The organism is Mucilaginibacter sp. Mucisp73, assembly GCF_059491465.1.
Genome location: NZ_CP168507.1, coordinates 637,206 through 662,385, shown reverse-complemented (window position 1 = coordinate 662,385; position 25,180 = coordinate 637,206). Strand labels below are relative to the sequence as shown.

23 protein-coding genes are annotated in these 25,180 nt (G+C 42.3%); 13 read left to right on the top strand and 10 right to left on the bottom strand.

What is annotated here, in order from left to right; genetic code table 11:
* Positions 1 to 2: 2 nt before the first annotated feature.
* Positions 3 to 1,835 (bottom strand): sodium:solute symporter family protein, encoded by a 1,833-nt coding sequence (locus ACEN82_RS02970; RefSeq protein ID WP_413322852.1) that lies wholly within the window; start codon positions 1,833 to 1,835, stop codon positions 3 to 5.
* A 257-nt stretch (positions 1,836 to 2,092) separates the two neighbouring features.
* Positions 2,093 to 2,971, bottom strand: coding sequence for an AraC family transcriptional regulator (locus ACEN82_RS02965; protein ID WP_090528369.1), 879 nt, complete (start codon positions 2,969 to 2,971; stop codon positions 2,093 to 2,095).
* Between the two features lie 815 nt (positions 2,972 to 3,786).
* Here ACEN82_RS02965 and ACEN82_RS02960 point away from each other — a divergent pair.
* The 10 genes from ACEN82_RS02960 (at position 3,787) to ACEN82_RS02915 (ending at position 13,729) form a co-directional block, all read left to right on the top strand.
* Positions 3,787 to 4,551 carry an MlaE family ABC transporter permease gene (locus ACEN82_RS02960; protein WP_413322851.1) on the top strand — a complete coding sequence of 255 codons (765 nt, stop codon included), beginning with the start codon at positions 3,787 to 3,789 and terminating at the stop codon, positions 4,549 to 4,551.
* Positions 4,552 to 4,562: 11 nt separating this feature from the next.
* A complete protein-coding gene (locus ACEN82_RS02955) occupies positions 4,563 to 5,336 on the top strand; it encodes an ABC transporter ATP-binding protein (protein WP_091166784.1) in 774 nt (257 codons plus the stop codon).
* 28 nt (positions 5,337 to 5,364) lie between these two features.
* The gene (locus tag ACEN82_RS02950) at positions 5,365 to 6,354 is read left to right on the top strand and encodes an MlaD family protein (protein ID WP_354486129.1); all 990 of its coding nucleotides are present in this window, start codon (positions 5,365 to 5,367) and stop codon (positions 6,352 to 6,354) included.
* 538 nt (positions 6,355 to 6,892) lie between these two features.
* A complete protein-coding gene (locus tag ACEN82_RS02945) occupies positions 6,893 to 7,342 on the top strand; it encodes an SRPBCC family protein (protein ID WP_413322850.1) in 450 nt (149 codons plus the stop codon).
* Positions 7,343 to 7,412: 70 nt separating this feature from the next.
* Positions 7,413 to 7,967, top strand: coding sequence for a DUF1572 family protein (locus tag ACEN82_RS02940; protein WP_413322849.1), 555 nt, complete (start codon positions 7,413 to 7,415; stop codon positions 7,965 to 7,967).
* A gap of 288 nt (positions 7,968 to 8,255) precedes the next feature.
* Positions 8,256 to 8,576 carry an ArsR/SmtB family transcription factor gene (locus ACEN82_RS02935; protein WP_090528388.1) on the top strand — a complete coding sequence of 107 codons (321 nt, stop codon included), beginning with the start codon at positions 8,256 to 8,258 and terminating at the stop codon, positions 8,574 to 8,576.
* On the top strand, positions 8,573 to 9,538 hold the full coding sequence (locus ACEN82_RS02930) for an SRPBCC domain-containing protein (protein ID WP_413322848.1): 966 nt from the start codon (positions 8,573 to 8,575) through the stop codon (positions 9,536 to 9,538). Before ACEN82_RS02935 ends, ACEN82_RS02930 begins: the two co-directional genes overlap by 4 nt.
* A 285-nt stretch (positions 9,539 to 9,823) precedes the next feature.
* The gene (gene guaA, locus ACEN82_RS02925) at positions 9,824 to 11,353 is read left to right on the top strand and encodes a glutamine-hydrolyzing GMP synthase (RefSeq protein WP_413322847.1); all 1,530 of its coding nucleotides are present in this window, start codon (positions 9,824 to 9,826) and stop codon (positions 11,351 to 11,353) included.
* Positions 11,310 to 12,563: an ABC transporter substrate-binding protein gene (locus tag ACEN82_RS02920; protein WP_413322846.1), complete on the top strand. Its 1,254-nt coding sequence runs from the start codon at positions 11,310 to 11,312 to the stop codon at positions 12,561 to 12,563. Before guaA ends, ACEN82_RS02920 begins: the two co-directional genes overlap by 44 nt.
* On the top strand, positions 12,560 to 13,729 hold the full coding sequence (locus ACEN82_RS02915; RefSeq protein WP_413322845.1) for an RsmB/NOP family class I SAM-dependent RNA methyltransferase: 1,170 nt from the start codon (positions 12,560 to 12,562) through the stop codon (positions 13,727 to 13,729). The genes ACEN82_RS02920 and ACEN82_RS02915 overlap by 4 nt, the downstream gene beginning before the upstream one ends.
* Before the next feature lie 133 nt (positions 13,730 to 13,862).
* Here the strand turns inward: ACEN82_RS02915 and ACEN82_RS02910 are convergent, their stop codons facing one another.
* The 4 genes from ACEN82_RS02910 to ACEN82_RS02895 form a co-directional block, all read right to left on the bottom strand.
* Entirely contained in the window at positions 13,863 to 14,435 is a 573-nt protein-coding gene (locus ACEN82_RS02910) for a MarC family protein (RefSeq protein WP_090528400.1), read from the bottom strand.
* 12 nt (positions 14,436 to 14,447) lie between these two features.
* Positions 14,448 to 15,611, bottom strand: coding sequence for an MFS transporter (locus tag ACEN82_RS02905; protein WP_373612762.1), 1,164 nt, complete (start codon positions 15,609 to 15,611; stop codon positions 14,448 to 14,450).
* A 97-nt stretch (positions 15,612 to 15,708) separates the two neighbouring features.
* Positions 15,709 to 17,265: an amino acid permease gene (locus tag ACEN82_RS02900; RefSeq protein ID WP_112653578.1), complete on the bottom strand. Its 1,557-nt coding sequence runs from the start codon at positions 17,263 to 17,265 to the stop codon at positions 15,709 to 15,711.
* Positions 17,266 to 17,521: 256 nt separating this feature from the next.
* The gene (locus ACEN82_RS02895) at positions 17,522 to 17,884 is read right to left on the bottom strand and encodes a hypothetical protein (protein ID WP_176628881.1); all 363 of its coding nucleotides are present in this window, start codon (positions 17,882 to 17,884) and stop codon (positions 17,522 to 17,524) included.
* 152 nt (positions 17,885 to 18,036) lie between these two features.
* On the opposite strand from ACEN82_RS02895, the gene ACEN82_RS02890 reads away from it, so the two are divergent.
* From ACEN82_RS02890 to ACEN82_RS02880, 3 genes are all read left to right on the top strand, one after another.
* On the top strand, positions 18,037 to 18,375 hold the full coding sequence (locus ACEN82_RS02890; protein WP_413323055.1) for a single-stranded DNA-binding protein: 339 nt from the start codon (positions 18,037 to 18,039) through the stop codon (positions 18,373 to 18,375).
* Positions 18,376 to 18,637: 262 nt separating this feature from the next.
* Entirely contained in the window at positions 18,638 to 19,090 is a 453-nt protein-coding gene (locus ACEN82_RS02885) for a hypothetical protein (protein WP_413323054.1), read from the top strand.
* 160 nt (positions 19,091 to 19,250) lie between these two features.
* Complete coding sequence (locus ACEN82_RS02880) at positions 19,251 to 19,730, top strand: hypothetical protein (RefSeq protein ID WP_413323053.1); 480 nt, start codon at positions 19,251 to 19,253, stop codon at positions 19,728 to 19,730.
* A 49-nt stretch (positions 19,731 to 19,779) separates the two neighbouring features.
* Here the strand turns inward: ACEN82_RS02880 and ACEN82_RS02875 are convergent, their stop codons facing one another.
* From ACEN82_RS02875 to ACEN82_RS02860, 4 genes are all read right to left on the bottom strand, one after another.
* Entirely contained in the window at positions 19,780 to 21,231 is a 1,452-nt protein-coding gene (locus tag ACEN82_RS02875) for a PAS domain S-box protein (protein WP_413323052.1), read from the bottom strand.
* A 49-nt stretch (positions 21,232 to 21,280) separates the two neighbouring features.
* Positions 21,281 to 21,985, bottom strand: coding sequence for an SDR family NAD(P)-dependent oxidoreductase (locus ACEN82_RS02870; RefSeq protein WP_413323051.1), 705 nt, complete (start codon positions 21,983 to 21,985; stop codon positions 21,281 to 21,283).
* Between the two features lie 112 nt (positions 21,986 to 22,097).
* Positions 22,098 to 23,885, bottom strand: a complete 1,788-nt coding sequence (locus ACEN82_RS02865; RefSeq protein ID WP_413323050.1) for an aromatic amino acid hydroxylase — start codon at positions 23,883 to 23,885, stop codon at positions 22,098 to 22,100.
* Between the two features lie 100 nt (positions 23,886 to 23,985).
* Complete coding sequence (locus ACEN82_RS02860; RefSeq protein WP_188833296.1) at positions 23,986 to 24,945, bottom strand: lysylphosphatidylglycerol synthase transmembrane domain-containing protein; 960 nt, start codon at positions 24,943 to 24,945, stop codon at positions 23,986 to 23,988.
* Positions 24,946 to 25,180 lie beyond the last annotated feature (235 nt).

Below are 25,180 nucleotides of genomic sequence, written 5' to 3'. Positions count from 1 at the left end.
TATCAATAGTCCTTTAATTTATTCCACCACGTTTTTTTCAGTATGGTGATAGTTACCACCAGTATAGCTACGGTAACTATAAGCGATGTTTTTTGTGCCAGTATCAGGTACATGGGCAGTATGGTAAGGCAGCATTGTGTAATAGTGCCTATAACCACGTTGAACATGTTTAGCTTAAAGTTTTTGTTGGGCACAAATGATGGATCTTTCTCCATTACCAAAGCCTTGACAGGCCCCCAAAAGCCCCACGGCCTTACGGTGGTATAAAACGACCGCAACACGGTCATATCCGTTGGCGCTGTAGCGTACGAGCCGATAACCGAGCCCCCCAGCGAGATGGTAAACAGCACCGGGAACCAGTACAACAGTTGGACCGAAGGGATAATAAGCGAGAATATCATGGCTGACAAAATCCCCGAGAGCATCCCGTAAAAAAAACCGTTGGCATTAAAGCGCCACCAATGCCATTTAAGCACGTTACTGGCTATATAACCGCCATAAAGTGCCGATACTATCCATTGCAGCACACTGTTCACATCCTTTACAAAAAAGCCGAGTATCACGCCTACCGCTACCACAAAAACGCCTACCAGGTAGTTGGCGGTGATGATTTTCTTGGTAGATGCCTTTGGGTTGATGTATTTGAGGTAAATATCATTCACAATATAAGCCTGCGCCGCGTTCATGGTACCGCTAAAAGTGCTCATGAAAGCCCCAAGCAAACCGGCCAGCAGCAAGCCAACCAAACCAACGGGCAAAAAGTTGTTGATCACGGCCGGCAGGATGCGTTCAAAATCAATAGCCCCTTTGGCGTCTTTCAAATCCATTTGGTGATAAAAAAGTACACCCAGGATAGTTAAACTCACAATAAGCGAATAACGGATAGGCAGCAGGATGATATTTACAAAGCCGCTCATTTTGCTGGCCTCTTCGGGCGAGCGGGTGGAGAGGATCTTTTGCATATCATAATTAGGCGCGGGCCCGGCCACCGCCGCGAAGAGGCCTTTAAAAGTCATCATCATAAAAAACAGGCCGAACAGCGAATAACCATCTTCTTTGATTTTGTTATTTACCTCGTTGATGATCCCCATCCAGCTAAGGCCAAGATTTTTACCAAAAAAAGGGCTATACCAGCCATCGGGCACATTGAGGTGGTTGCCGCTGAGTTTGCCTGCAGCTATGAAACTGATCCACACGCAGGCTATCGTCATGATGCCGTACTTGATCATATCGCCCAGTACAATACTGTGCATACCGCCTATGATAGAGTAAAACATGGCAAACAACGTAAATATGATCCCGTATACATGCGGTACATACTGAGGCGCCACGCTGAAAGGCACATAAGCTTTAACCAAATCCCAGGGGATAAATATTTCAATGAACTTGCCCAAACCAATAAACCCATAAGCCAGGAAACCAAAACAGCTTAACAGCGCGAAAGCGATAACTACCACATTTGACCCCGTTACCCCCGGACCGGTTTTACCGAAGCGGGTTGCCAGCCATTCGGCCCCGGTAGCGGCGTTTGACCGACGCAGCCAGCGCGACAGGTACATCATTAAAAACACCTGGTTAAATACCGGCCATAACCAGGGGATCCAGATACTTTTCATGCCATAAACAAAGCAGAGGCTTACCATCCACATGGTACCGCTGATGTCGAACATATCGGAGGCATCGCTTAAACCCAGTTTATACCAGGGTAAAGATTTGCCGCCCAGCATATAGCTTTCCTTATTTTCGCGGGCCTTTTTACGGTACCATAAACCAATAAAAATGGTGCTCAGCAGGTATAAAACTATAATGGCAACATCAAGTAAGTGTAACTTCATCTTGTCTGATTTTGTCTGAACCGGAATTTTTTGAATTAAATAATTGTCAGAATACTACAATCCTGGTTTAAAAATGGCCAAATACAATAAATTCGACGAATTCATAAATTCCAAAAATTCGAGTTCAGACACCTAACTGTCATTACTCAAAAATGAATTTATTATCAGCAACTTTATAATACTTTTTTAACCTTATATTTAACTTTATCGATAGGCTGATACATTTTTAACCAGCCATAAAGCCAAATAAATACCAGTTAAATAAATACGCGGTTTCCGGTATAGGTTTCCCTGAATTCTTTGGGAATACACATTTTTTTACGCTTAAAGATCCTGTTGAAATTGGAGATATTGTTAAAGCCGCATTTATAGGCAATTTCGGCTACCGTGGTTGTAGAGTCAATAAGCATCCTGGAAGCATGTCCAAGCCTGATCTCGTTCAAACTGTCAATAAAGGTTTTGCCCGTGCGCTTTTTGATAAACCTGCTAAATGAAGCCTCGGGCATATTGGCAATTTTAGCTACTTCGGCAAGGGTGATTTGCTTGTTATAGTTAATATTCATGTGCTCAAACACTTTTTCGATGCGGCGACTGTTGTAGTAAAACTTCTCATTTGTAAAGCTTGGATCCGACAGCATTTTCATATTGCGGGAAATTGACAGGTCATGAAGAATGGACAGAAGTTCCAATACGGAGTCAAAACCACTCTTTTTATCCAATTGCATAATCCTGTCTTTAAGCGCGTAAATGGTTTCCGATGAGAAAGAAATCCCCCTTTGCGAGCGCTCGAGCATGCTTTTTACAAAACTTAACTGATTTCGTTTCAGAAACTTTTCATCAAACAGATCTTTATGAAACTGGATGGTAACCTCGGTTATATCTTCGCTTTGACATTGGTGCGTAAACCAGGCATGGTATAAGTTTGGGCCTATCAGCGCCAGCTCTACTTCTTCAATAACCTCAATATGGCCACCCACTACCCTTTTGGCCCCTTTGGCGTTGATAATTAAATTAAGCTCGTATTCGTCATGATAATGAAGCGGAAAATCAAATTTCTTTTTTACCCTCGAAAAAATAGTAAAACAATCACTTGGCGTTAGCGGAGTTATCTCCCGCATTACATTACTTGTAGTCATAAAATCCCAAAAAATAAGTTTACTAATTAATGATACTAATTTAACACTTTTATACTTTCAAAATGTCAATTAAACAATTAATTATTAATTTTCGTTACCTCATTGTGTATTATGCCCCTTACAGCACCGTAACCAATTAAAATGTGCCTGTAGGTTTAACGTTAGTTATATGGCAAAATCAAAGTTCGCCCGAGTTAATATCAAGCCATGGAAACTCAAATGAATTTGGCAGCGAGTTTTAAAAAATGCCCGGCAGTACAGTATAATATAAGGCAACTTATCAAAATTTTACACTTCATTAACTAATATTTTAGGGGCTGTACTGCGCTATATAAATTTTAACTTTTAGGTTTGCAGACAAATTGGTTTAAACATTTAACCCAAACGGTCAAAGGTTTATTTAGCCGTAATTTAATCTGTCATTAATACTGTATTGATAATTTGCCGGCAGAGATTTTGGCCGGCCTTTTGCTACAGCATTTTATAATTGATTTAGCATCAAATGTACTTTTAATGCACGGGCAAGATATAATACTTTTTTTTCATTATTTAGTTTTAAATTACCAAAAACGTTTAAATTACTACTGTAAACACTCAAAATAAAGCATCGATACCTAATACTTTTATGTCATTTTATCAATTAAACAAACTCTTTTTAAAACGATTTAAAAAGTTACCCAAAGTATCTTAAATGAAATAAACCACGGTACAGCAAACAAACACCTGCGGGTTTTGTAGAGTTACCATACGCATACACAAGTACATTTTTAATGGGCAATACGCAAAGCATAACCAGGCATACAAACAAAAGATTCGTGAAGCTTAGACAAAGCCTGAGCGACTTTTTTTTAACGCTTTACCGGATAAACCAGTTTATCATCCGTTTTTTTAAAGAAGCTTTTGTACCACCTTTTGAACTTAAGGAAGTTATACGCCAGTGTTATGAAGTAGGCGTACGTTCATTTACCCTGATATCGGTTACGGGCTTTATTGTGGGAGTTATATTTACCAAGCAATCAAGGCCTTCATTATCACAATTTGGCGCCGAATCGTGGTTGCCTTCGCTGGTATCTATAGCCATTATGCGTGCGCTTGCGCCATTGGTTACCGCACTTATAGCATCCGGAAAAGTAGGCTCAAGCATTGGCGCCGAGCTGGGATCCATGCGCGTTACCGAGCAGATAGACGCGATGGAAGTATCGGGCACCAAACCATTTAAATACCTGGTATGTACCCGCGTACTGGCTACCACGCTTACTATTCCAATTTTATCAACCTATACAGGCTTTGTGGCTTTATTTGGTGGGTATTTAAATGTAACCATGAACGAAGGCACCACCTGGACAACTTTTATACAGGAAGTTTTTGAGCCGCTAACCTTTACCGATTTTGTGGCATCGCTTATAAAATCAATTGTATTTGGCTTTACCATTGGCATTGTGGGCTGCTACCAGGGCTATAACTCCAATAAAGGAACCGAAGGCGTAGGTAAAGCAGCAAACGGCGCGGTAATTACCGCTATGTTCCTGGTGTTTATTGAAGAAGTTATTATTGTACAGATAACCGGCTGGTTCCGCTAATTTATGGAGGTATGAAAAAGGCAGCAGTACAGACAGATCATAATAACCCGGTTATCAGCATCAGGGGCTTAAAAAAAGCTTTCCAGGATTATGCCGTGCTCCGCGGTATCGACCTTGACCTTTACCAGGGCGAAAACCTTGTGGTGCTTGGCCGCTCAGGCACAGGTAAGTCGGTACTGATCAAGATCATATCGGGCCTGCTTAAACCCGATGAGGGTATGGTAAAAGTATTTGGCCAGGATATCGCTCATATTACCGAAGATGACTTACAGAAATTACGCATCCGTATAGGCTTTTCGTTTCAGAACAGCGCTTTGTACGATAGTATGACCGTGCGTAAAAACCTGGAGTTCCCGTTGGTGCGTAACAAACGTAACCTTACCCGCGGTGAGATCAATACCGCGGTTGAAACGGTGCTTGACGCGGTTGGACTTTCGCAAACCATTAACCAGATGCCATCCGAGCTTTCGGGCGGGCAGCGTAAGCGTATAGGCATTGCCCGCACGCTGATCCTGAACCCCGAGGTTATGCTGTATGATGAACCCACTGCCGGCCTCGACCCTATCACCTGTATCGAAATCAATGACCTGATTAACGAGGTGCAGCAGCGGTACAATACATCATCCATCATCATAACACATGACCTGACCTGCGCCAAGCAAACCGGCGACAGGATAGCCATGCTCTTAGACGGACAGTTTCAGCGCACCGGCACTTTCGACGAGGTGTTTAACACCACCGATAGCCGGGTGAAACCATTTTACGATTACAACTTTATTGAATAACAACAATTAGATAAGATATACCATTATCATGGATCCAGCAGAAAAAAGAAAATCGATCATAGTAGGCATATTCCTGGCACTTGGGCTCATATTGTTTATATTGGGGGTATTTACCCTGGGCGGCCAGCAAAAAGCCTTTGTTAAAAATATAAAGTTAAGCGCTGTATTTACCGATGTTGCCGGTTTAAAGAAAGGTAACGCCATTTGGTTTTCGGGCGTTAAGGTTGGTACTATCAGCAATATCAAATTTATCGGCCCGTCAGAGGTCCAGGTGTATATGAATGTTGATGAGGCTACACAGCAATACATCCGCCGCAACGCGATGGCCAAAATAGGATCAGACGGTTTGATAGGTAATAAAATTATTGTGATAGAAGGCGGAACCGCACAGGCACCGGTAATTGAAGATGGTGACGTACTGCAATCCGAAAAAATGCTCTCGACCGATGACATGCTTAAAACCCTGCAGGATAATAACCAAAACCTATTGGCCATTACTAATGATTTTAAATTATTAAGCCACAACATATTGCAGGGCAAAGGTACTGTTGGCGCGTTATTAGCCGACAGCACCATGGCCATACAACTACGAGGTGCTATGCGCAACCTGCAGGCCACCACCCAAAGCGCGGCTTTAATGGCGGTGCAGCTCGACAAGTTTAGCCGTAAAATGAACACCAAAGGCGGCCTTGCCGATAAAATGCTTACGGATACAGCTACCTTTGCTCAAATTAAACAGGCTGTAGGCCAACTGCAGCAAACTGCAGCCAATGCTTCAACGCTTACCAGCAATCTTACCAGGGCAAGTAACAAGCTTAACACTACCGATAATGCATTGGGCGTATTATTGAACGATCCCAAAGCGGCGGTGCAAACACAATCGGCCATTAATAACCTGCAGGCAGCATCTATCAAATTAAATGATGACCTGGAAGCCGTTCAGCATAACTTTTTCCTGAGAGGTTTTTTCAAGAAGAAAGAAAAAGCAAAAGCTGATAGTTTGAAGGGGAAACAGTAATTACTTAAAAACTTATTTCTATCTCCTTTTTGAGTAACTCGTGCCGTTGTTGGTGCTCTCACCAACAACTTTTTGTCTGTTTTATCTCTAATAATCACGAAATCACCATTTGCTATCCACGTAGTAATTGAGCGGCGCGGGAGTTGTTGGTGACAACACCAACAACGGCGAGAATTGCGAATCTCCCATGGAAGGGGAGACTTATAAATATTCAAGTCCCTCTCCCCCGGAGAGGGATTTAGGGTGAGGTTAAAAAAATGCGTTCCGTATCTCACCCCGGAACGCAATCTCGACAACATCTCATTGATATCGATCAACTAAACCAGGTTAAATCTCAGCCTGTACTTTATTATACACGCATATCGTGCCATTGTTTTAAATAATTAAAAACCAATATCTTAAGCAAAAACCAATTCACTCCAACTGTCTGATTTTGCACATATCATGTTCAATTACGGTCATATAATTGGTTAACGCTGGTCTTTCCCATTTTTAAATTTTATTTTCACTTTACCTCTTAATCAACTACCAGGGAAACATGACAGACAGTTTACCATATGAAACAGAAATAAATAAAACGGTTAATATCAATGCCCCGGTTTCAAAGGTGTGGGATGCCATGACAAATCCGGCATTAATTAAGCTATGGATGTCTGATTCTGCAATTGATGTGATATCCGAATGGCAGGTTGGAAGCCCAATAATTTTCCGGGGGGATCTGCACTGGACAAGTTTTGAAAACAAGGGCACTATCCGGCAATTCGACCCCGAAAAGGTTTTTCAATATAATTATTGTAGTTCGCTTTCAAACCTGCCTGATATACCTGAAAATTACACAGAAGTCCGCTTTGTATTAACCCCCATTGAAGATAAAACAATGGTTATATTAACCTTAAATAATTTTCCGGACGAAATAATTTACAAGCATGTTAATTTTTACTGGAATGTAACACTTGCTATATTAAAAAAACTGTGTGAACAATTATAAATTTAATACCAAAGCTCATGCTTTATGCTTTTTGCGTTCTGCGTTCTGCTTTCAGCTTTAATTTCAACTTATGGAAAACGACTATCTAACCAGTGTAAAAAAGCAGTTTGCTTATTACAAATCCCTCGGCGAAAAAACGTTTGAACAACTTACCGACGAACAATTATATTGGCAATACAACCCAGAATCAAACAGCATTGCCATGATCGTGAAGCACATGGCAGGCAATATGATCTCCCGATGGACTGATATTTTCACTACTGACGGCGAAAAACCCACCCGTAACCGGGAAGCTGAATTTACCCCTTCCACCCCCAACCGCCAAACAATTACCGAAACCTGGGAACAGGGATGGCAATGCCTTTTTGATACGCTTGATAAACTAACCGCCGAAGATCTCGATAAGATCATCTATATCCGCAACCAGGGCCATACGGTTATGGAAGCGATAAACCGGCAGCTGGCCCATTACCCTTACCACGTTGGCCAGATCGTTTTTTTAGGTAAGATGCTTTGCAATGAAAACTGGCATTCGTTATCTATCCCCAGAGGGCAGTCTGAAAATTACAATGCTGATAAATTTGCTCAGGAAAAGCGAAAGGTTCATTTTACGGATGAGAAATAGCTTATTCAACCCATGAATTAAAAACACGTTTTCTGGGCTGTTAAAACGACATTTTTGAATGTAGAGACGCATAATTGCGTCTCCTGCTTGCAATTTACGCTACCTGATGCGCTTTTGAAATCGGCCTGTCCTCTGAGAGACGCAATTATGCGTCTCTACAAAATTCATTTTTAAACAATTCCCGGCATCTCACGCTTGAAATCGCAGTTTTAAACATTTTCCAAATAAATTTCCGCAACCGATTAATTGCGTTTATATTTGCAATCAAACGGTTGCAAAAAAGATTTTATGAGAAGAGATGTATTTCAGGCCATTGCCGATCCTACCCGCAGGGCCATTATTAGTTTGCTTGCTTTGCAGGCTATGACACCCAATGCCATTGCCGAACATTTTCAAAGCAGCAGGCAAGCCGTATCCAAGCATATCCAAATCCTGAGCGAATGCCAGCTGGTTAATCAAAAACAAACCGGCCGCGAAATTTATTATCATTTTAACGCTCAAAAAATGAAAGAAGTGGATGTTTGGATGGACCAGTTCCGCGCCCTGTGGGAAACCCGTTTTAGCCAGTTAGATAACGTGTTACAAAACCTAAAAAACAAACAGTCATGAAAAATAACGAAGCTGTATTCACTAAAGACCTGCAAAACAAAAGGCTTAATGTGGTAAGAACTTTTGACGCGCCACTCAATTTAGTATGGCAGGCATGGACCGAAAGTGAGATCCTTGACCAATGGTGGGCACCTCATCCCTATCGTACCGAAACCAAAACCCAGGATTTTAGGGAAGGCGGTTACTGGCTATACCAGATGGTTGGCCCGGAGCATACCGAACATCCAACATGGTGCAAGGAAGAGTATAAAACCATTGTAGTCCCGCAAAAAATTGCCAATGCTGTTTCCTTTTGTGATGAAAATGCGGTAACCAATACCAATTTCCCTGTTATGAACTGGGAGAAGAATTTTACCGATAAGGGTGAGCATACTACCGTTAACATCGATATCTATTTTGATAAAGTGGAAGATATGCAAACCATTGTTGGTATGGGCTTCCAGGAAGGCTTCGCTGCCGGCTTAAGCAACCTTGATCATTACCTGAGCACAGCTTTCAAGATCAGGAAAGACCTGAAACCGGGCAATTCTGCAAGGGTTACCACCTATTTAAACTTCCCGGGGAACACTGAAGAGGCTTTAACCTTTTACAAAGAGGTTTTTAAGGGCGAGTTTACAGGTAAAAAACTTACGCGGTTCAGCGATATAGAGTTGCCGGCTGAGGTCCGGATGAACGAAGCTGATAAAAAATTGATCATCCACGGCGAACTTACCATTATGGGCGGCCACGTACTGATGGCTACCGACGCGCCGGAGAGTATGGGCTTTAAACTGCAGACCGGCAATAATATGCACATCAATGTTGAACCCGAAAGCCGCGAAGAAACCGAGCGCCTGTTCAATGAACTTTCGGCCGGTGGTGTGGTTACCATGCCATTGAGCGATATGTTCTTTGGGGCATACTTCGCAGAGTTTACTGATAAGTATGGAATTAACTGGATGTTGAATTATCAGAACGTCTGAACAGGGATTTGGGGGGATTTTTGGATTAGTGGGATTTTAATTGCGATTTTAATATAGCTTAACGTCCCATCAGGGTCTCTCGCAGAGGACTCTCTACTTGCGCTCGTTTGCAACGAGCGCTTAACGTGGCTTAGCGATTGCATCGCAACTCGCATTACAAATGCGGAACCATATTAAGCACTCATCACAGATGAGCGCAGGTAGAACTTAATTTAATAAATTCGGGTTCAGACAATTTCTCAAATCTCCTATCTCACATTTCATATCAAAATCCTATCTTTGCCCATGCAAGAAAAAATCCTCATTCTTGACTTTGGCTCGCAATTCACCCAACTTATAGCGCGCCGTGTCAGGGAGCTCAATATTTATTGTGAGATCCACCCCTTCAATCATTATCCCGAAATTGACAGCACTGTAAAAGGTATCATCCTTTCCGGCAGTCCTTATTCTGTAAGGCAGGAAGATGCGCCTCATTTCGAGTTTGAAAAATTCCACACCACACGCCCTATTTTAGGTGTTTGCTACGGTGCGCAGTATGTTGCTCATTTTCATGGCGGCGAGGTATTACCATCAAGCACCCGTGAATATGGTCGCGCCAATCTGGAATATATTAAACAAGATAATCCATTGTTTAAGGATGTTCCTGGTGGCTCACAGGTGTGGATGTCACACGGCGATACCATTGCAACCATTGGCGATAACTTTGAGGTAATTGCAAGTACCGATAGCGTTAAAGTTGCCGCTTACCAGGTTAGCGGTACCCAAACTTACGGCATCCAATTTCATCCTGAAGTTACCCACAGTATTGATGGTAAACAATTGCTGCAAAACTTTTTGGTTGACATTTGCGGTTGCAAACAAGACTGGACACCTGATTCATTCATCGAAACCACAGTTGCCGCTCTGCGCGAAAAACTGGGCGATGATAAGGTAGTACTTGGTTTATCAGGCGGTGTTGATTCATCGGTTGCCGCAGTGTTATTGCATCATGCCATCGGTAAAAACCTGCACTGTATATTTGTTGATAACGGCCTTTTGCGTAAGGATGAATTTGAGCAGGTGCTTGATTCATACCAGCACATGGGTTTAAACATAAAAGGCATCGACGCCAAACAACGTTTTTATGACGCGCTTGCCGGCTTAACCGATCCTGAAAAGAAACGTAAAGCTATCGGCCGGATGTTCATCGAAGTATTTGATGATGCCGCGCATGAGGTACAGGATGTGAAATGGCTTGGCCAGGGCACAATCTATCCCGACGTTATCGAGTCGGTATCAGTAAAAGGCCCTTCAGCTACCATCAAGTCGCACCACAACGTTGGCGGTCTGCCTGATTTTATGAAACTTAAAGTAGTTGAGCCACTTAACACTTTGTTTAAAGACGAAGTAAGGAAAGTAGGTAAAGCTTTAGGTATCGACCGTAATATTTTAGGTCGCCACCCTTTCCCGGGCCCGGGCCTGGCTATCAGGATTTTGGGAGACATCACGCCTGAAAAAGTAGCGATATTACAGGAAGCTGATGCAATTTATATAAACAATTTACGTGCTGCCGGGGTTTACGATAAAGTTTGGCAGGCCGGCGCTATATTTTTACCGGTACAGTCGGTAGGCGTAATGGGCGATGAGCGTACTTACGAAAACGTGATCTGTCTCCGTGCTGTTGAATCAGTTGACGGGATGACCGCCGACTGGTGCCATTTACCGTACGACTTGCTGGCCAAGATCAGCAACGAGATCATCAACAACGTAAAAGGAATTAACCGGGTAGTATATGATATCAGTTCAAAACCGCCGGCCACCATTGAGTGGGAATAAGTGGTTACCGTTTTTTTGTATAGCCTTGCTGCTGGCCGCGTGTTCACCCAAAACGCGGCCGGTAGCAACTACTATAAAAAAACCGACTGACACCGAAAAAAAGCCCGATAATACCTCCGAAAAACCGATCAAAGCCCCGGAGCAAAAGGTAGCTACTATAGCCATGGTCCTGCCTTTGAATCTTGAGCATTTAAATCCAGCTCAAAAATATAGCCCTATACAATTAAGCCAGGCCAATATCGCTGTTGAATATTACCAGGGATTTAAACTCGCCCTCGATTCGCTTACTGCTTACGGAAATAATTATAAGCTGCAGATCTTTGATTCAAAGGATGAGGCTATGCAGGCACATGATCTGGCTTTAAACGCGTTTGTACGTTCAAGCGATCTGATAGTCGGCCCGGTTTTCCCGGACGGTGTAAAAGCGTTTTCAGGCGCACTGTCTTATTCAAAGGGACCAATTTTATCTCCCTTATCGCCTGCCAATCCAAGCACAATTAAAAGCAAAAATTTAATCACTGCTATTCCGCCGCTTGAATATCACGCATGGGGCGCTGCCGAATACATTAACAGAACGGTTAAGCCTAAAAAAATCTTTATTCTGCGTTCGGGCTTTAACCAGGAAAATGATTACGCTGTTAATTTTAAAAAGGCTATCGACAGCTTAAGCAAAAAGAAGGTAAAGGTCACCAACGTATATGTTATACGGGGCAAACTGAGTAGCCTGCTGCCGCAGCTATCAAAAACCGAAAAAAATGTGTTTGTGATCCCTGCAACCGATCAGGCATTTTTAGGTGTAACCCTCCGGTCGTTAGATACATTGAACAAACATTACCCGGTTATGGTGTTTGGGCACCCGAGTTGGGAGAAGTTTAGCTTCCTGAAAGCGCAACTTTTACAGCGCCTGAACACGCATATCACTTCAACCGAAAAAATCAATTACAAAGCCGGGGCTACAATAACATTTTTACGTAACTATAGGCGGGCTTATCACGTTGAACCGACCGAATACGCCATTAAGGGTTTTGATGAAGGGCTATACTTTGGCAGGCAACTTTTTGCCGATAAAGGATTAGCTTCAATTGAGGGAACCGATTTTACCGGCCTGCATAACAGTTTTCATTTTATAAAAAAGCCGGGGCTGGGCTGGATCAACACCCACGTAAATATATTAATGTACACTAACTTTGAGCTAAAACAGGTAGAATGAAGGCCATAAACCAGCTTAAAACGTTTCAGCGAATTTTGGGTGAATACCCTGCCGATACGCCACTAAGTAAATTTTTACCCGGCTTTTACCGGCAAAACAAACAAATGGGCTCAACCGACAGGCGGGTAGCCAACCGGTTAGTATACAATTACTTTCGCCTGGGCAGGGCATTGCCTGATGTTTCTGAAGATGAGCGGCTGCTGGTTGCCGAATTTTTATGCAATACCCAAACCAACTCTTACCTGCAACACTTCAAACCGGAGTGGGCTGTATGTGTTGGTTTTAGTGACGATGATAAACTGGCCCTTGTAAAAACCGCCTACCCTGATTTTAAACTGGCAGATGTTTTCCCATGGAGCAGCCAGCTTTCAGAAGGGATTGATAAAGAAGCTTTTCTGAAATCATTTTTTTGTCAGCCCGATCTGTTTATCCGCGTGCGCAACGGTTATGATCATTTGGTAAAAGCCGAACTAACCAAAGCCCAGGTTGTATTTAAAGACGAAGGTAATGGCTGTTATTCGCTGCCAAATGGTACACGCCTCGAAACCATATTTCCTAAACAACACTGGTTTGAGGTGCAGGATTATTCATCGCAACAAACAGGTAATTACTTTAAACCACAGCGCTGGGATAGCTGGTGGGATGCATGCGCGGCATCGGGCGGTAAATCGCTATTACTGCATGAGGATGAGCCTAATATTAAACTGGTTGTATCCGATATCCGCGAATCTATCCTGGCTAACCTTGATGAGCGCTTTCAATTGGCCGGATTAACCAAATACCAGAAAAAAGCCCTCGACCTTACCCAAAACATTGATTCGGTGATGCATGATTATGCATTCGACGGGATCATCCTTGATGCCCCCTGCAGTGGCTCGGGCACCTGGGGACGTACTCCTGAAATGATAGCCCAGTTTGATGTGCATAAGATTGAGTTTTTCCAAAAGCTACAAAAAAGCATCGCCCAAAACGTGGTTAAATATCTTAAACCCGGTAAGCCACTCATCTATATCACCTGCTCTGCCTTTAAAGGCGAAAATGAAGATGTGGTTGACTACCTGGTAAACGAGCTTGGTTTAAAACTGGAAGAGAAAGCGGTATTAAAAGGCTATGAGCGTAAGGCGGATACCATGTTTGTGGCAAGGCTGACCCCCCCGGCCCCCTAAAGGGGGAGATCCCACTACACTGTCCAGCCAGTCAATGTCAATAAAACATTTTTTCATCGCTCTTTATTTGGCTGGGCGACAGCAAAAATCAGCAAAATGCTTTTTCAAGCTCCCCCTTTAGGGGGTTGGGGGGCTACAAATGCGTATTACTCCTGAAAAGCTTAATGGCTATAGCCAATAAAATAATCCCGAATGCTTTACGCAATACGCTCAAACCTATCGGCCCAAGCAACCTTTCCAGCCACTTTACGTTCTTAAGTACCAAATAAACCACAAGTGTGTTTAACACAATACCCACAAGTATATTCTGCGTCTGATATTGCGATTTCAAAGATAACAGCGTGGTCATGGTACCAGCGCCTGCAATAAGCGGGAAAGCCAGTGGTACGATGGACGCAGCCTGTGGTAATTCCTCTTTAAAAAAGTCGACACCTAAAATCATTTCCATGGCTATAATGAAGATCACCAGCGAGCCTGCGATAGCAAATGAAGAAATATCCAGACCTATTACAGCAAGCAGTTCATCTCCTATAAAAAGGAAGGTCACCATAAGCACAAGCACGGCTATACTGGCCTTTTCCGATTCGATGTGACCTACACGCTGCCTAAGCTGAATAATGACTGGTATGGCGCCCAAAATATCAATAATAGCAAAAAGGATCATCGTAACCGAAATGATCTCCTTAAAAATAAATGGGTGCGGCATGGTCTCTTAAATTTATTCTTTTTTCTTTAACCGGATACTTAATAGCAACGCAGCTAAAATATAGCATGAAGATAAGAAGAAAATAGCATGTACCGATAGCAAAGCTGCAAAGCCGGCCGTAACCGGACCAAGGGTTTGCCCTATGGAAGCATACGACTGGTTGATGCCCAATATTTTGCCTTGTTCTTTATGGTCAATATGATCGGCAATTATTGCGTTGAGCATAGGATTACGCAGACCGTTGAACAGGCCATAAATACAGATACCTATAACAAAAGGAATAAAATGATTGGTGAGCCCGGTTACAAACATCGCCGCAAGGCAAAGAAAAGTAGAGAGCAAAAGGATCATTGATTTAGATGAAAACCATTTGGTGAACAGCGGCACACAAAGCTGCATAATAATACCGCTCACGCCGAAACCTGCGTACAGAATACCGATCTGTGTAGGGTTGATCTTCAATACATCAACAGTAAAAGTTTGAAATGCGATAATCATGGTAAACTGCGCCATGGTGAGCATAAAGCCTGTAAATACGGCCGTGCCAATAACCGGCCGTTTAAGTGTAGTTATCAGCGAGGTAAACGAAAATTTAGTTTTTTCTGAATTCTTTTTTGTTTTATCAGGCGGGTTGGTTTCCTTTAAAAAGAACAGGCTGCAAAGTGTGCCTATAAGTGAAATGCCAGCCGCAAAAAAGAAAGGTACCTGCATACCGTACCTGTTCAGGAAGCCGCCCACGGCCGGCCCAATCACAAAGCCAAAGCCAAAGGCAGAACTTAGTATACCGAACCTTTTTGCCCTATTATCCGGCCTTGCCGTATCCGATACCATGGCCTGTGCCACAGAAACGTTTCCTCCTGTTAGCCCGTCCAAAATCCGGGCTGCAAAAAGCATGATCATACTCCTCGCTTCGGCAAACAGAATAAAGGAAATACAGGTACCTGCCAGGCTGATCACCAGCAAAGGCTTCCTCCCCCATTTATCAGACAGGGAACCCAACACCGGCGTGGCAAAAAACTGAGCTATTGAAAAGGAGGCTGTTAAAACGCCTAATGTTTCGCCGGTAACGCCAAAGGTTTTACCGTATGAGTAAAGTATCGGTACAATGATGCCGAACCCCAGGGAGTTGATGATACACACAAATACTAATACCCACAGGTTTTTATCCCCCTTCATGAAGCGGTTCTATTGGTTTACTGGTATAAAAAGAGAATGTAACAAAAAAGGTTCTGAAAATTCAGAACCTTTTTTGTTTATGATAACATTGTTATGATTACTCAACAAATTTAGGGTTGATAGGGTTATTAGCACCTTCAACTTTACCATGGCGTACATGTGAACGTTTGATACTGTAACCAAAGTAAACGGCAAAACCAATCAGTAACCAAACAATAAGCCTTGCCCAGTTTTCCCAGCCTTCGCTGGCAATCATACACAGACATATGAGGGCGCCAAGCGGGCAAACTATCATATAAGCCGGAGTTTTGAACGGGCGTTCAATGCCAGGGTCGGTTCTCCTTAAAATAAAGATACCAATACATACAAGCACAAAAGCAAACAGTGTTCCTATACTCACCATATCCCCTACATATTTATCAGGAATAAAACCGGCAAACAATGACACAAACACAAAGAATAACCATTGCGATTTGTAAGGCGTACGGAATTTAGGGTGCAGCTTTGAGAATACTTTAGGGATCAAACCATCGGTGCTCATAGTATAAAATACACGGGTCTGGCCCATCAGCATCACCAAGATTACCGAAGAGAAACCTGCAAGTATCGATACAGTAACAAATGAAGCCAACCATCCATAACCAGGCATAGCGGTTTTGATAGCGTAACTTACTGAAGCTTCTTTACCCTGGATCAGGAAATCTTTGTATGATACTAAACCTGTTAACACATGCGAAAACAGAATATAAAGTGCAGTACAAAACACTAACGATATCAAAATACCTTTTGGCATGTCTCTCTGTGGGTTCTTAGCTTCCTGAGCAGCAGTTGAAACTGCATCAAAACCAATAAAGGCGAAAAACACAACGCTTGCTCCGCGTAATACGCCAAGCCATCCATGGTTAAAGGTATCGGCATAGTCAACTACTCCGGCACTCACTTTAATTTTTCCTGCATCGGCAGGGATAGTATATGGGGTATGGAAAGCCGGGTTAATAAAGTGCCAGCCTAAACCAATGATCATCAATACAATGGCAACTTTTACAATTACGATGATATTATTCACAACTGCCGATTCTGCAGTACCACGAATCAATAACAGCGTTAACAGGAACAGGATCAGAATAGCCGGCAGGTTAACGATACCTCTTGTACCCATTTCGGCGGCGTACATACCTGCAGTGGTATTTGAGACTTCCATAAACGAGTGCGACCATGCGTATGGTATATGCACGTTAAAGAAAGTGGTTAAAAATTCATTAAAATACTGCGACCAGCCAATTGCAACTGTAGCGGCACCAAGCGCGTATTCAAGTACTAAATCCCAGCCAATGATCCAGGCAATAAACTCGCCCATGGTAGCGTAAGAGTAGGTATAAGCAGATCCTGCGATGGGGATCATACTGGCAAATTCTGCGTAGCATAATCCGGCCAGGGCGCAACCGGCGGCTGCTATAAGGAAAGAGATGGTAACTGCAGGGCCGGCATGTTCACCTGCCGCAGCTGCCGTACGAACGAAAATACCGGCACCTATAATTGCGCCGATACCGAGTGCTATAAGTGAGCCAACGCCTAAGGTTCTCTTGAGCGACTTCTCCGTCTCTGCCGAAGCAGCCATTAGTTGAGCAATCGGTTTCTTAATAAATAATTTCATTTTAAATTAGTAAGATCAGTCAAAAATTAAAAATTTACATTTCCCCAAACGTACTTAAATTTATTGAAAACATAAAGCGCCGAATGAAACAACAGTTAAGTATTAATTATCAAAATATTAAACTGTTAAATGCTATTAAATCTATAGAGAATCGGATTTTAAAGCTGAATGCAGAACGCCTAAAGTTCAAATCAAATAAACCGGCAAATCTCACAGCGAACTGCTGCTCACTGCAAACTGCTACTCAAGCAAAATGCTACTGCTCCCCTTCCCGTTTCACCAGCAACACTTCATCATTATCTAATAACAGGTAGCCGTACTCATAATTAAAAAAATAGGTCGACCCGGTTTTGGTTTGATAGATACTGGTAATATGGTCGAAATCAAAACCTTTTGCAGTAAGCTTTTTTCGGGTTGTTTTGGTTTTGCCCGTGGGATTCAGTTCTTCCAGCACACGGCGGTTACGGCGCAGAATATTATTGATATTACGCACCAGGTTATAGCTGTTACTGTTAAGCTGATTGTTATAATTATTGCGGCACAGATCATTACAAAACTTTTTGTCCGCACGGCCTTGTAACGGCGTACCGCAATCTAAACAAACTCGTTCCTGGTTCATAATGATAAAGGTAAAGATTATTCTATCCGTTTGCAAACGCTTGCAAACGGATACTATCGACTATAAACGGTTAATATCCGGTTAACTCTTTTGACTTGCCTCACCTTTGTATTGTTGATTCAAACAAACATTAAGCAATAAATATTAAAACTATGAACTCATTAAGAAACAGTGTACGCCTTGTAGGCAACTTAGGTATGGACCCGGAAGTAAAAGTATTCGACAGTAATAAAAAGATGGTACGCCTGTCCATAGCCACCAACGAAAGTTATAAAAACGATAAAGGCGAGAAAATAACCGATACCCAGTGGCATAACCTGGTTTTTTGGGGCCCGCAAGCCAAACTTGCCGAAGACCTGCTTAAAAAAGGTGATGAAGTTGCTGTAGAAGGTAAACTGGCCAATCGTAATTACACCGACAAAGATGGCATTAAACGCTACGTATCTGAGGTAATAGTTAACGAATTTTTAAAAGTGGGCGTTAAAGGCTGAAAAGCAAAGGGCGAGGCGCCTAAGACTACCGGGCATTGGCGGGTAAAGCCTGTGAACGCGGTTGGTTTGGTATCTCCAAAGGATGAATAATCCCAAGTTTCCTATACGACAGGACAACGTCATGGCTTGTTCTTATAAGAACGTATAGGAAACTTATTTTTGTTATTACTTTGATGTTCTTTGTCGTCAAATACGTCAATGGAATTCTTTCAAACACTTAGTCTTGCTGATTATGATTAGATTTACTTAGCTATCTTGAACCATGAAAGAAATTCGACTATATGGAGTAATGATGGAAGCCCATAGACTCTTCCATATAAATAAGCACTTATCAGATTGGGATTTAAGCCCTGTTGAAGGAAAAGGGCTGTATGTAAGGGGAAACGAAAATTATGGACATATTGAAATCAAAATCTACAAATCATTGGAGTACGATACCAAGATGATTTGGAATCTAAACAGTGACCAATTACCTGATGAATGGGGAGCCAAAGAGGCGGTTGAACATGCATTACGTTTTTTTATAAGTTACCTTGAAGGTATAAGAGGAGAAGACATCCCATTAATTTTTGAAGTTATTGGAGGAAGCTATCACCCCGTTGAATCAAAAGCCCGAAACTATACAACCGCCACAATATATGCTATTGTAGATTGTTTTGCGAAAAACGTTATTGAATTCAGAAGTCACCGACTGATTAAGAAAAACATATATTAAAGCGCAAGCATCTTCGCTTGAATTACAAACCACGTAAGCATAGACCCTCAATTAAAGGTATCGATCAAACGCAGAGGCTTAATCCCGAGGGTATGCGGGCGCAGATATCGTCTAAAAACGAATAACAACAAATAGTAATTAAATACTTAACGCTTGATACATGTTAAAGTTATATAAAAAAGATGCCGGGGTGATAAACTATTGGGAGACCTGGGATAAAGATGATAAAACAGGATTGATTCACTGGGGAATTGTTGGCGAAGTAGGGCAAAATGAAGAAATAGATTCAAGCTTGCTAACAAGCTTTCGAAAAAAAATCCAAACGATCATAAACAAAAAAATAGACGAAGGTTATAGACACGTTGATATAGATGACCACTACACACTTTTAATCGAATATATGATTGAAGGTATGGGGACTCCAGAAGACATTGAAAAAAGAACAAGACTTCAAAACAAAATGGACGAGGTTTTAGGATGGACAGGTCTTGGACATTGTGACGGCGGAAGTACTGGTGGCGGAACAATGGAAGTTTGCTGTTTAGTAATAGATTTTGACTTAGCTAAGACTGTAATTGAAGTAGCCTTGCAAAATACGGAATTTGCAAATTACGTTCGGATTTATGACGAAAACGAATGATAATGGCAATTAAGAAGAGCATTTGTTTAATCAGGATATAATATATAACTTACACATCAGCCTCAGAAGCCTTAATATACGCCGTTCTTTCCACAATGGAGTGTATAACTCCGTCAAGTTGCTGCGATGTTGTATCAATATGCCCGATGATCTCTTTATTGAGCGGGTTTTGAAGATCTTCATTATCAAACAAATTAACTAAACCTAAGATAGTTGCAACTGGTTTGCGCAACTCGTGCGAGCTGATATTGGCTATGGTTTGCAGCCTGTGATTTTGTTCACGTATACTATCTTCGGTCTTTTTGCTTTCTATCAGTACTCTCAGAATATTTACAGTACGCTCAATAATACTCAACTCGTCATCATTTGGCTCACGTACAGTATGGTAATAAATACCAAACACGGCCAAAACTTTGGTATTTTTTGAACTCATTACCGGCGATGACCAGCAAGCCTTAAGACCATAGGGTTTAACAAGATAAACATAATCAGCCCAAAGGGGATCGTTTTCAATATCGCTTACAATAACCTGCTTGCGGTGAAATGCCGAGGTACCGCATGACCCTACATTTGGCCCTATTGGCAAACCTTCCAGTTGGTTACTGTAAGCCTGTGGCAACCGCGGGCCTGCAAGCGTATACAATTTTTCCTGTGCGTCATCAACTTCCAAAACAGAACAAATCATATCCGGAAAGATTCTTTCAATTCCGGTAAGTAATTCAACAGCCAATTGTGCAAGGGTATATTGTGCTGTTGCATTTACCTCCAATACTCGTTTTTCGAGTTCCAATACCCTTTCCTGCCTTTTAATTTCTGTTATATCACGTATAAAAATAGCCAGATAGTCCTGATATGGATATATATTGATGCGAAGCCAACTGTTTGAATATGCATTTAAATATTGTACCTGTATTGATTTTTTGCAGGTTAATGAAAGTTGAAACTCACTCTCTACCCTTTCAGTTAAACCAAGACTTTTAATCTGCATAAAATTGGCCTGATCAAGTTGGGTTAAGCTAAGGTTAGTCATGGCCTGGAAAGCCGGATTAAAGGAAATTATATTCCAGTTGGCATCAAGTACAATAAAACCTTCATTAAGGCTTTGGATGGTATGCTGAACAATATCATCTCCCGATTGGCCTATCATACCGGCCAGCGTATTACCGCTCGAATAAATCAGGTTATCATCCTCATTCAATATCACCGACCAGATAATGCTAAAGTAACACCCGTCTTTTGCTTTAATACGGCTTTGGTAACCAACTAATTTTTTATTAAGCAGAAGGCTGTCCTGTGATTCTGCCTGGCGTTCTTTATCTGCCGGATGGCATAGCGCTGCGATATTTATGCCTGTTAATTCATCATCGCTATAGTTAAGGATGTTACGAAAAGCATGGTTGGTATGCATGATCACGCCATTCATATCCATGACAAAAAAAATATCTTTTGAATGAGTAAAGAGTGACGTAAACCTTGTGTCCATACGCGGCAGGTATAACATAGTTATAATAACTAAGTTATAAAAAATGTTTGCAATATTATCTAATATTTCAAGGGGTACTTGCTGCTACGGGTATTATTTTTCCGTTAAAAAATTTGCTCCCGGTTAAGGCAAAATCAGCGATATATTTACCCATTTCAAACGCCATTACAGGCGATTGATAACCCGGAAAAGCCTGTTCCAGCATCTCGGTTTGTGCCGATCCTAAAGCCAGGCAATTTACTTTGATCCCTTGTTCGGTTAACTCCTGTGCTAAACATTCGGTTAGCGTATGCAATGCTGATTTACTTGCTGAGTAAGCCGCCAGGCCCGGAAATTTAGCGCTCCCCTGAAATCCTCCCATGCTGCCAATATTAACAATGTGCGAGCCCGCAGGCATTAAAGGAAGCAATGCCTGGATAGCACGTACATGACCAATAAAATTGCTTTGCAACATCTCTACAAAATCCGACTCGAGTAATTCGGCAAATGGCTTATTGATAAGCACACCTGCATTGTTGATTAAAATATCAACCCGATTATCAAAATTTGATGCGATGAACTGCTGCAAACCTTCATAATCATCATGCACTATATCAAATTTTAAAGCAAACAACTGGCAATCGGGGTTTAACCCATGTGCTATCTCCAGCAAACGTTCCAGTTTATCCTGTGAGCGGGCCAGGGCTATTACCTTATGGCTGCCCGAAAGTATTAGTTCAATTACGGCTTCAAAGCCCACGCCGCTACTGGCGCCGGTTATTATGATGTTCATATGCCCCCTAACCCCCTAAAGGGGGAATGATTATTTATTATTAATTTCATTTCCCGCGCGTCCTTGCCTCGTTCTTCAGAATGACGCGTGATTTATCCTCTAAGATGATAAATCAACGCCAAACTACCAATTTTTGCTCAACCGGGTGCTTAATCAGGTAAAAGCCGTCGCTGATGAGCTTACCATATTCAGGCTCGCTACGGCCCTTTTCTTCAAGAAAATGCTTGATTTCGGCTGCTAACACTGGGTCTACACCTTCATGGTCAAGTATTTCCAGTATCTCGAGGGCACAAAGCCAGTCGTCATGATGGTCTTTTTGCAGTTGCTGCCATACATTGCCTAAAAAGCCATAATCACCATGGTTAATGCGGCAATTTCGTACCTGCAGGTAAAGCTTGTGCAATTCTTTGGTTTTATAATCATGCCGGGCGTGATGGGTTTCTGTTTTAGATTTATAAACAATGGTTTCATAAGCTTCCCTGTCGGCCGCGCCACAAAATACCGAAATGATCTCTTCGCCAACGGCCATGTCATAAACGCCCCAGGCCGGATCAAACAACACCGTTCCATTATCATCAGTAACGGTTACGTTATCAAAAGTGACCAGGCAGATTTTGCCATCCTCCGAAAGGATATTTTTAATAATGCCTTTTACGGTGATCCCGCTTTCAAAATGCAGTTCGGTTCCCAGCCCTTTTATCATACCCGCTGCTTTAAGATCATCCTCCGAAAAATCCTCCAAAGGTGTATTGTGATAGCCTTTCAATTTACCAACCGGCGAGCTGAAACCATCTTTATGATAATCTTTACCATGGCCTCTTAACTGTTTATTGCTCAGGGCCAGCGCGGTGGGGCCGGTGGTTTTTATAAAATAAGGTTTGCCGCCTGCATCTGTCTTAAAATCGGTAATGTTACCCGAAACCTGCAAGCCCGAACTGTAAACAGCCGTACAGATGTTCTTACTTTCAACAGCCTTACTTAATCCGTAAGCACCACCTTTTCTGAAAGCCATGGTATTGGCAAACTCTTCCAGCACGCTGATCAGGTTTTGAAAATCGGGGGTTACAAAAAGCTGGGGCTGTGGCTTGGTGATATCATAAGGATATTTAACAGCGTCAATAGTATACCATAGCTTTTGAACATCTTTATTCATACAGGTTGAACTTTCACCGATAGATGAAAGCAAGCCCGCGCCGTAGATTTTTGGGTGCTCCAGCGTTCCAATCAGGCCGTACTCAACCGTCCACCAGTGCAGGCGGCTCAGGAGGGCCATTTCCGATGGTTCGCCCATGTTTTCCTGGCAATAAGTTACCAGCTCTTCGGCTTTAAGTATTTCCTGTTCATCAGCATCAGGCATTTCTTTTAATATCGATAGTGCGCGGATAGCCTCATAAAGCTCAAAATCCTGTGCCGAAAACATCGCTTTAGCCCCTATCGATCCAAAATAACTCAGGTATTCATGGTAATCCTTGTCGGCAATTATGGGCGCATGCCCTGCCGATTCATGAATGATATCGGGCGCCGGGGTGTATTCAATATGTTTTAACTGGCGTATATCAGCGGCGATAACCAGCACCCGGTACGCCTGATACTCCATAAAGGCCGCCGGCGGGATAAAGCCGTCGACCGTAACAGCACCCCAGCCAATTTTGCCGAGAGCATCATTCATCTCCTGTAAATTGGGAATATGTTCAATAGTTAAACCTGCTTTTTGCAGGCCGGGAATGTACGGGTAGTAAGCGACATCCTTTAGATAACTATAATTTTGGCGCATGACATAGCGCCACACCGCATGATCGATAGGCGTATAATGCTCGTAGTGCTGGTCGACTATAAATTGTTTTAAATGACCGGGCAATGCCGCAACCTGCGGATTATTAAAATCATTAAAATGGCTCATTGATAACTGGCGATTTATAATACAACGCCAAGTTTAGCAGATGGTTGCCATGAAAACAAGTTTCAGTTTATTATTCTGAAATTAAAATAACAGCAAAATATTATTCTTCTATTGGATGATTTTCCAATTTTGGTTCTTCGCCTTTTTTAAGGCCAGCCTCAAGTCGTTTAGGAATAAGCACATAATATACACCTAATAAAGCTACAATAATTGAGATGAGATAAAATCCAAAGCTCAGGTACACAGCCATATCTTCGGCCAGGTTAAACTGCCGGGCCAGTGTAAGGAACAGCGCGTCGCGGATACCGCCGCCGCCCAAACTAAATGGAATAATTGCCGCTAACGACGAGAAAAGAAACGATAGCAGATACGGAGCAAACTTACCGTTGAAATCCTGCGCAAGCAGTAAACAAATAATGGTAAGCAATTGCATGCTTTGTACACCTATGGCTTTTAAATGTGCCTGTATAAAGTTGTGGGTGTATTCTTTAAAAAATTTACGGGCTACGGCGTAATAGATCACAGAACCAACCGATACTATACCAAGCGGCCAGGCCAGGTGATAGGGAAAACTCGGTATTAAAACAACCAGCCCCACTACAATGGCGCCTATCGCCCAAAAACCGCTAAGCCTGTCAAACAGGATGGCCCAGAACACTTTTTTTGTAGGTAAATGATAGCGTTTGTGCAACAGGTAAATTTTGTAACCATCGCCGCCGATACCGCCGGGCAATAGCACATTATAGCACAGGCCAAGAAAATACAGGCGGAGGTTAAAGCGCCAGTCTAACCGTAAACCAATGGATTTGAAATAGCTTAATAACCGCCATGATGAAAAAAACATCGACCCGATATAACAAGCAATAGCGGCAGCTAACCAGGCCCGGTCGGCATGGAGTAAGCGATATTTAATTTTAGCAAACGGCACCTTACTGAATACATAGTAAAGCAAGCCACCGGTTACTACTATGATAAGGATTACTTTTATAACGCCCCAAAGCTTACCTTTCCAGGTTTTGTGTTCGGCACCTTCGTCAATGAGATCTTCTGTTTGTGTCATTCGGCTGCAAAGCTATGTTATTTTTTTATTTCGATGTATCGGATAGTCAATTAACAAAAAAACTTCATTTTGTTTTCAGGAAACATTAAAACCAGTAAATCAGGTTATTATTTCAGGGAGGGAGCAATGTAAAATGGCAAAGGCAATCTCACACCAGTGTAATCGTACTTTCAACTGAGTGTAATCATAATATTAAATGGGTGAAATCCTTGTTACAAAGTGTTATTTTTGCGCA